At 45.9% G+C, this 6,247-nt stretch carries 6 protein-coding genes; 5 read left to right on the top strand and 1 reads right to left on the bottom strand.

Translation table 11 applies throughout. The features are described 5' to 3' along the window. The first annotated feature begins 115 nt into the window (after window positions 1-115). Genes ABGY95_RS06145 through ABGY95_RS06135 form a run of 3 tightly spaced genes read left to right on the top strand, consistent with a single transcriptional unit; the run spans window position 116 to window position 3,288 of the window. Entirely contained in the window at window positions 116-997 is an 882-nt protein-coding gene (locus ABGY95_RS06145) for an HAD family hydrolase (RefSeq protein WP_347440816.1), read from the top strand. A gap of 13 nt (window positions 998-1,010) precedes the next feature. Beyond that, window positions 1,011-2,396, top strand: a complete 1,386-nt coding sequence (mpl, locus tag ABGY95_RS06140) for a UDP-N-acetylmuramate:L-alanyl-gamma-D-glutamyl-meso-diaminopimelate ligase (protein ID WP_347440815.1) — start codon at window positions 1,011-1,013, stop codon at window positions 2,394-2,396. Between the two features lie 7 nt (window positions 2,397-2,403). Further along, window positions 2,404-3,288 carry a tyrosine recombinase gene (locus ABGY95_RS06135; protein WP_347440814.1) on the top strand — a complete coding sequence of 295 codons (885 nt, stop codon included), beginning with the start codon at window positions 2,404-2,406 and terminating at the stop codon, window positions 3,286-3,288. 291 nt (window positions 3,289-3,579) lie between these two features. On the opposite strand, the gene ABGY95_RS06130 is transcribed toward ABGY95_RS06135, so the two are convergent. Next, the gene (locus ABGY95_RS06130; RefSeq protein ID WP_347440813.1) at window positions 3,580-4,653 is read right to left on the bottom strand and encodes a mannose-1-phosphate guanylyltransferase; all 1,074 of its coding nucleotides are present in this window, start codon (window positions 4,651-4,653) and stop codon (window positions 3,580-3,582) included. 93 nt (window positions 4,654-4,746) lie between these two features. Here ABGY95_RS06130 and ABGY95_RS06125 point away from each other — a divergent pair, with 93 nt between their 5' ends. Both ABGY95_RS06125 and ABGY95_RS06120 read left to right on the top strand, forming a co-directional pair. Beyond that, entirely contained in the window at window positions 4,747-5,055 is a 309-nt protein-coding gene (locus ABGY95_RS06125) for a hypothetical protein (protein WP_347440812.1), read from the top strand. A gap of 134 nt (window positions 5,056-5,189) precedes the next feature. Beyond that, entirely contained in the window at window positions 5,190-5,663 is a 474-nt protein-coding gene (locus ABGY95_RS06120; protein WP_347440811.1) for a hypothetical protein, read from the top strand. The last annotated feature ends 584 nt before the right edge of the window (window positions 5,664-6,247 follow it).

The following is a 6,247-nucleotide window of genomic DNA, read 5'->3' as shown; positions in this document are numbered from 1 at the left end:
AGTTAGGACAAACAGAGTGATAGGATAAGGTTATTGTATTTCGCGGCGATTGCTCGTTGATTCGCAAATAAGATTGCCACAGTATGGGTTAGTCTATTATTAAGTTATTACATTTATGGCCATACCCCAAAGTACAATTGCGCTTGTTTACGATTACGACCAAACGCTTAGTCCGAGTTTCATGCAGGATGATGTGATTTTCCCAGAGTTTGGAATCAACCCTCCTTCTTTTTGGGACAAGTGCAATGCACTTGTGACTGAACAAAAATGGGACGGGGAGTTAGCCTATCTGAAATGCTTGTTAGATGTGTTGGCTATGGATGGAGTTTCTAACGCTCGTCTTACTGAGTTGGGGCGAAATCTCACATTTTTTCCCGGCTTACCTGAAATGTTAGATGAAATTGATGGCGCCTGTTTGAGTGAAGCGCACCATTCAGCGGGGATCAAGATTGAGCATTACATCGTATCCTCAGGATTAAAGGCTCTGATGGATGGGTGTGCAATTGCGAAGCATTTTAAGCAAATTTACGGCTGTGAGTATGCTGAGGATGAAAGGGGCGTGATTAGTTTTCCGAAGAGGGCAATTTCCCACACGACCAAGACTCAGTACTTATTTAGAATTAACAAAGGGCTGTTGAATCACGACCAAGACGTCAATGATCACATGCCTAAGGAGTTGCGCCCTATTCCATTTTCTAACATGATATATTTAGGGGACGGCCCTACTGATGTTCCGTGTTTTACCGTGATGAAACGCAATGGCGGAAATGCCATTGCTGTGTATAACCCGAAGGATAAAAGTCGAAGAAGCTTCAAGAAATGTTACCAACTTAGCTCGAGATCTGACCGTGTGCGAAACATAGCACCAGCCGATTATCGCCCTGGCAGTCATTTACGATTGATTTTAGAGCAAATGGTGACTGATATTGCGGATCGAATTCTCCTGACCCGTCAGGAGGAAACAGACAGCGGCATGGTCGCTGCACCATCATTTTAGAGGAATAAGCAATATGAGCGACAGGAAGAATTTCCACTTTGTGGGAGTATGCGGGACCGCAATGGGATCAGTAGCAGCGGCGATGAAGAAGCGCGGGTACATAATTACAGGTTCAGACGAAAATGTGTACCCACCCATGTCAACTTTTTTAGAGTCACAAGGGGTGGAAATAACGGCAGGTTTTGCTGCAGATCATATCCCTGAGGACACGGATGTCATCGTCATTGGGAATGCGGTTAGCCGCGGTAACGAGGAGGCCGAAGAGGCTCTAGACCGAAAGTTGCTCTACGTGTCCTTACCTGAGGTCCTAAAAGAACATTTTTTGAGAGGCAAAAGGAATTTAGTGGTTTCAGGTACCCATGGAAAGACGACAACATCATCAATTCTAGCGTGGTTGTTAGATTCTGCAGGTGTGAACCCTAGCCATATGATTGGTGGGATTCCTTCGAATCTAGGTCAAGGAGCACGCTTCACTGAGTCAGATTTTGTAGTGTTGGAAGGGGATGAATACGACACAGCTTTCTTTGATAAGCGTTCTAAGTTTTTGCACTACCTACCAGAGGTGGTTGTGGTGAATAATATCGAGTTTGATCATGCAGATATTTATGATTCATTGGACGAAATTAAGCTTACATTTCGCCGATTACTCAACATCGTACCGCGCTCAGGTGTGGCTTACATCAACGGTGATGATGCGAATTGTTTAGAAGTAGCTGAGGGTGCACCGGCTCCCATTCAGTCTGTCGGTTTTTCTAAGAGCTGTGATGTGCAAATCGAAGATGTCGAATATGCGGGTGAGTTGAGCTACTTCAGTATGCACGGTGAGCGCTATTCTATTCCTATGTCTGGTGAGTTCAACGTGCGTAATGCCGCTATGGCTGTGTGCTCAGCACTCTTTGTTGGGATTTCTTCTGATGCTATTCGTGATGGTCTTATGAGCTTCGAGGGAATTGCTAGGCGTCAGCAACTGCGCGGCGAAAAAAGTGGTGTGAAAGTTGTTGATGACTTTGCCCACCACCCAACAGCAATTGATCTAGCGATTGATGCGTTGCGTCAGAAGTATTCCCCAAATAACCTCTGGGTTGTTTTTGAGCCTCGCTCTAACACGACAAGGCGAAATATTTTCCAGGACGAGTTGGCAAGTGCTCTAGCAAATGCGGACAAGGCAGTGGTAGCCGGTGTTCCGGACCCAGAAAAAGTAGCTGAAGGCGATCGATTGTCTCCCAAGAAATTGATCACAGATGTATGTGCGACTGGAACACCTGCTTGGTTCTTTGAATCTGTAGACGAGATTGTGGCACATGTTTCGAGCGAAGCAAAATCTGGAGATGTCGTTGCTGTTTTAAGCAATGGTGGATTCGGTGGGATTCACGAGAAAATATTGGCAGCGATCAAGTAACATTTATATGGATGGGGAGATTGAGAAATTTATCATGCACCTTGCGGTCGAACGAGGTCTCTCCAAGTCCTATCAGGCCTCAGTGAGGCAGAGTTTGGGTGCTTTGTATGATTGGGCACTCGATCGGGGGTACTCACTTGGGGATATTGGCACCGATGAGTTGGCTAACTTTTTAGCAAAGCGTAAGGCAGAGTCGCTAGGAAATTCGTCTTTGAGGATTTTAGTGGTCCATCTCAAAGTGTTTTTCCGCTACCTTTCAAGCAAAGGCTCTATTGTTGCAGATGTGGCTGAGTCTTTGATTGCACCTAAAGCGGAAGATCATTTGCCGGATACTGTTCCTGCTGAGGTTCTGATTTCGTTGCTAGAGTCGATAGATACCATGAAGCGGCTTGGGAAACGCGACCGTGCTTTATTGGAATTGTTTTATGCATCAGGGCTTCGTCTATCAGAAATCTGTCAACTGAGATTAGAGCACTATGATAGCGAAGAGGCCGTGGTGCGAGTCACGGGTAAGGGGAATAAGGTACGCCTGGTGCCGGTGGGGAATGCCGCTCGAAATGCGATAGAGATGTATCTACGTTCCGAACGAGGGGATTTGGTAACTTCGAACACGAGTTCACATCTCTTTATTTCTGTGAGGGGGGGTGCTCTAAGTACTGACCGAGTAAGATCGATCGTGAAACAACGAGCCAGTAATGCAGGGATAGAAGCGAAGATGTACCCGCATTTATTACGACATTGCTTTGCTACTCATCTTCTTGAGAATGGTGCTGACTTACGGGTGATTCAAGAGATGTTAGGGCATGCTGATATTTCTACCACGCAGATCTACACCCATGTGGATCACAAACGCCTAAAAGGACTACATCAGCAATTTCATCCGAGAGGGTAACCCAAACTAATGAAAAACATTTCTGATGTTTGACGGACGCCATTTGGCATACTAAGTGGGAAATGTAAGCTGTTTTATCATTGTTACATAACGGTGCTTAAGATCTTAGCCTCGCTAAGTAGCACTATAAACATGCGTGTGCTGGTGGACTATAGGACTGCTGTTTTCCAAATACAGTGGGCACCCTTTAATTCGCAGGCTAACCAAAGGTGTGCCTTTCATTGAGACTCTCTCTCGCTTAGCCAGTAATAGAACTGTGAAGCCCAAGATGGTGAGAGCGTTTTAGACACGCTAGGTAAGTTCTTTAGGTAGCTTAGCTACAAGTTTTTTGATGTCATCGGCCTGATGGCGGTTAGCAATCAAGATGGAGTCACTGGTTTGTACGACTATGAGGTCGCTCACACCAAGCATGGCCACTTGAGTGGTTTTTGCCTCTGTGAAAACAATGTTGTTATGGCTTTCTACGACTTTTAAAGGGCTGTTAGACTTATTGTCGTTTTCAGCGTCATCTAGGTATTTGGCGACGGAAACCCAAGACCCAACGTCATCCCAGTCGAAGCTAGCTTCGATATTGAGCACGCGTGCGGCTTTCTCCATGAGCGCGTAGTCGATAGAGATTGGAGTGAGTTTTGAGAATTGGTCAGCAACTGTTGACTGGATGTCATCTGACGCCATGAGGTTGGCAATAAAACCAGCAAGCTCAGGAGCGTGAAGTTCAAGATCGTGGACTACTGTGGGAATGGACCAGATAAACATTCCTGCGTTCCAAGTGAAGTTACCTTGTTTGATGAAGGTTTCAGCTAGCTCTGGCGCAGGCTTTTCTCTAAAGCAGGTGACGTCATGTGGAATGTTTTTGATCCCGGCTGGGGCAAGAGCACTCGGTGTTCCACGTTCGACATAGCCGTACGATGGGCAGGCCCAAGTTGGCTTGATGCCGATAGTTATGAGTGACTCGGTCTGCTGAGCTGTGGTGATGGCATCAGAGAGCACATCGTGAAAGTTCGCAATATCATCGATCAATTGGTCAGCGGGGAGGACGATCATCGTTGCCTCTGGGTCACGTGCTGCGATGAGTCCAACGCCTAGCGCAACAGCTGGCGCTGTGTCTCGCTTGGCAGGCTCAGCGAAAATATTTTCTTTAGGTAGTTCGCTGGCGACTTCTCTAACTGTTTCAATCTGAATTTCGTTAGTTAGAATTAGAATGTTTTCTTTCGGGATCAATCCTTCAAGTCTAGCAATGGTTTGGTTGAGTAAAGTCGTACTACCTAAAAGGTTTAGGAGTTGCTTAGGTTTTGCGTCACGGGAAAGCGGCCAGAATCTGGTGCCGCTGCCGCCAGCGAGGATTAGTGCGTAAGTTTTAGCCATGACCTAAACTTGCTATGTATCGGCTGACTAGAAAATAAGAAAAGTAGAAGATTTGAGCTTTTTTTTGGAGCTGATAGAGATTACTTTGAATCCATGGATTACGGACAAAGTGAAAATTCAAAGAAATGGGTTGATAAATCATCTGCTGCAGCGCCTGCATTATTTGGTGCGGCTGCTGGTATTTTCTTGGGAGATATGATGCACCGAAGTGCGCGCCGTCCTGTGGCAGCGTCTCTCTTTTGTCTTGGGCTCGCAGCGATTGCGCCGTGCGTGGCTGATGCAGTGAAGAAGAAAGTGGCAGGACCGAGCACGCGCCGTGGAAGCCAGCGTACATTGGCTAATATCCGAGATGGTGCATCTATCCCAGACGTGGATGTTTATAGTGATGAGATTGGAATTTAACTGACTAATTCTCTAATAGTAAGGGTGCGCAACAGCTTAGCTGATGCGCATTTTTTTATCGCATTTGATAGCTGTAATTAGTTCGTTATCTATGTGTTTGACCACATCTTCTAAGGTGTGCAATATTAGAGATTATGCATTCCCTCATTTGTTCTCTCTTGTCGGCTACAGCCTGTGTATTTGTAGCGAGTTGTAGTTTAGTTGATCCCGAAGCTCCAATCTCCATTCCCGGAGCAACGGCTTTGAATCCACTGGATGGCGTAAACTATTGGAATCACGGCGGGGGATCTAGTTCATTTGTTACGCCAAGGACTACTGAAACTTCTGAGTCCTTCGATGGAGCTTATCATGTCGGTGACTATATCGAGGTGGCACAACCTAAGAGCCCGCTTTATTCTAAGTACCCAAAAGGTGGTACCAGACCACAGCAATACTTAAGCCAAGGGCTTGTGTTGAATGTGTTGGGTATAGACGGCAGCTACTTGCATGTTCAGAACGAGAATGGCGAGGAGGGCTATATTTCTTCTATGACAGTTGTACCTCAAGGACTTTTATTGGCCGATCTCCCATTGTCCGAGGGTGATGTTGCTAGTGTTGATGAGTACTAATAACATTATATTAGTGCACCATTGTAAGGTTGGTATGTTTGCTGAGTGAGATCTTCAGCGAAACATTCTTTCCCTAGTGGTGAAGTTATTGGTAATCCAATGTTATTGGTTTTGCCCATTTTACTGGTCCCTTCAATTTTTATTGTCGTCAGGATGCTATGAGTGCTCGGTTTTGTAGTTTGCAGCCCCTGTGCTCAATTTCTATATTGTGGTACAGTGTCGGAGCTGTTTTACTATTTTATAGCAAGCTTCCACAAGTGAAGTGCGGCGAGTGGTCATGTGCCGGGGTACAGTCAATCTCGTTAGGAAATCAAAGTAGGTATGGAGTTGGACGTTGCTTGTTTATGAGCGGAACCATTATGGCACTTTTTGCTTTGTCTGCAATGAGGGCTCTTATTTATTAGCTTCAAATGGGGACTGTCACTCATGTCTTGTTACCGGTATTAGGGGTTTACTTGTAGAGGAAGTTGAAATCACAAGAACCGCTGTCGTTTAGATCTTACCTGCTGATAGCTCTAGTGGGGGCAGCACCAGATTGGCTCAACCCGCTCTTCACGCTTGAAGCTCGGCTATCGAGTTGGTCC

It is taken from the genome of Rubritalea sp., assembly GCF_039830215.1.
In the GTDB taxonomy this organism is placed as follows: Bacteria; Verrucomicrobiota; Verrucomicrobiia; order Verrucomicrobiales; family Akkermansiaceae; genus Rubritalea.
This window is presented reverse-complemented; position numbering and strand designations above follow the sequence as displayed.

Coding starts and splice junctions, on each gene's coding strand:
- mpl (WP_347440815.1), top strand. CDS start 1,011: ATGAGCGACAGGAAGAATTTCCACTTTGTGGGAGTATGCGGGACCGCA.
- ABGY95_RS06120 (WP_347440811.1), top strand. CDS start 5,190: ATGCATTCCCTCATTTGTTCTCTCTTGTCGGCTACAGCCTGTGTATTT.
- ABGY95_RS06145 (WP_347440816.1), top strand. CDS start 116: ATGGCCATACCCCAAAGTACAATTGCGCTTGTTTACGATTACGACCAA.
- ABGY95_RS06135 (WP_347440814.1), top strand. CDS start 2,404: ATGGATGGGGAGATTGAGAAATTTATCATGCACCTTGCGGTCGAACGA.
- ABGY95_RS06125 (WP_347440812.1), top strand. CDS start 4,747: ATGGATTACGGACAAAGTGAAAATTCAAAGAAATGGGTTGATAAATCA.
- ABGY95_RS06130 (WP_347440813.1), bottom strand. CDS start 4,653: ATGGCTAAAACTTACGCACTAATCCTCGCTGGCGGCAGCGGCACCAGA.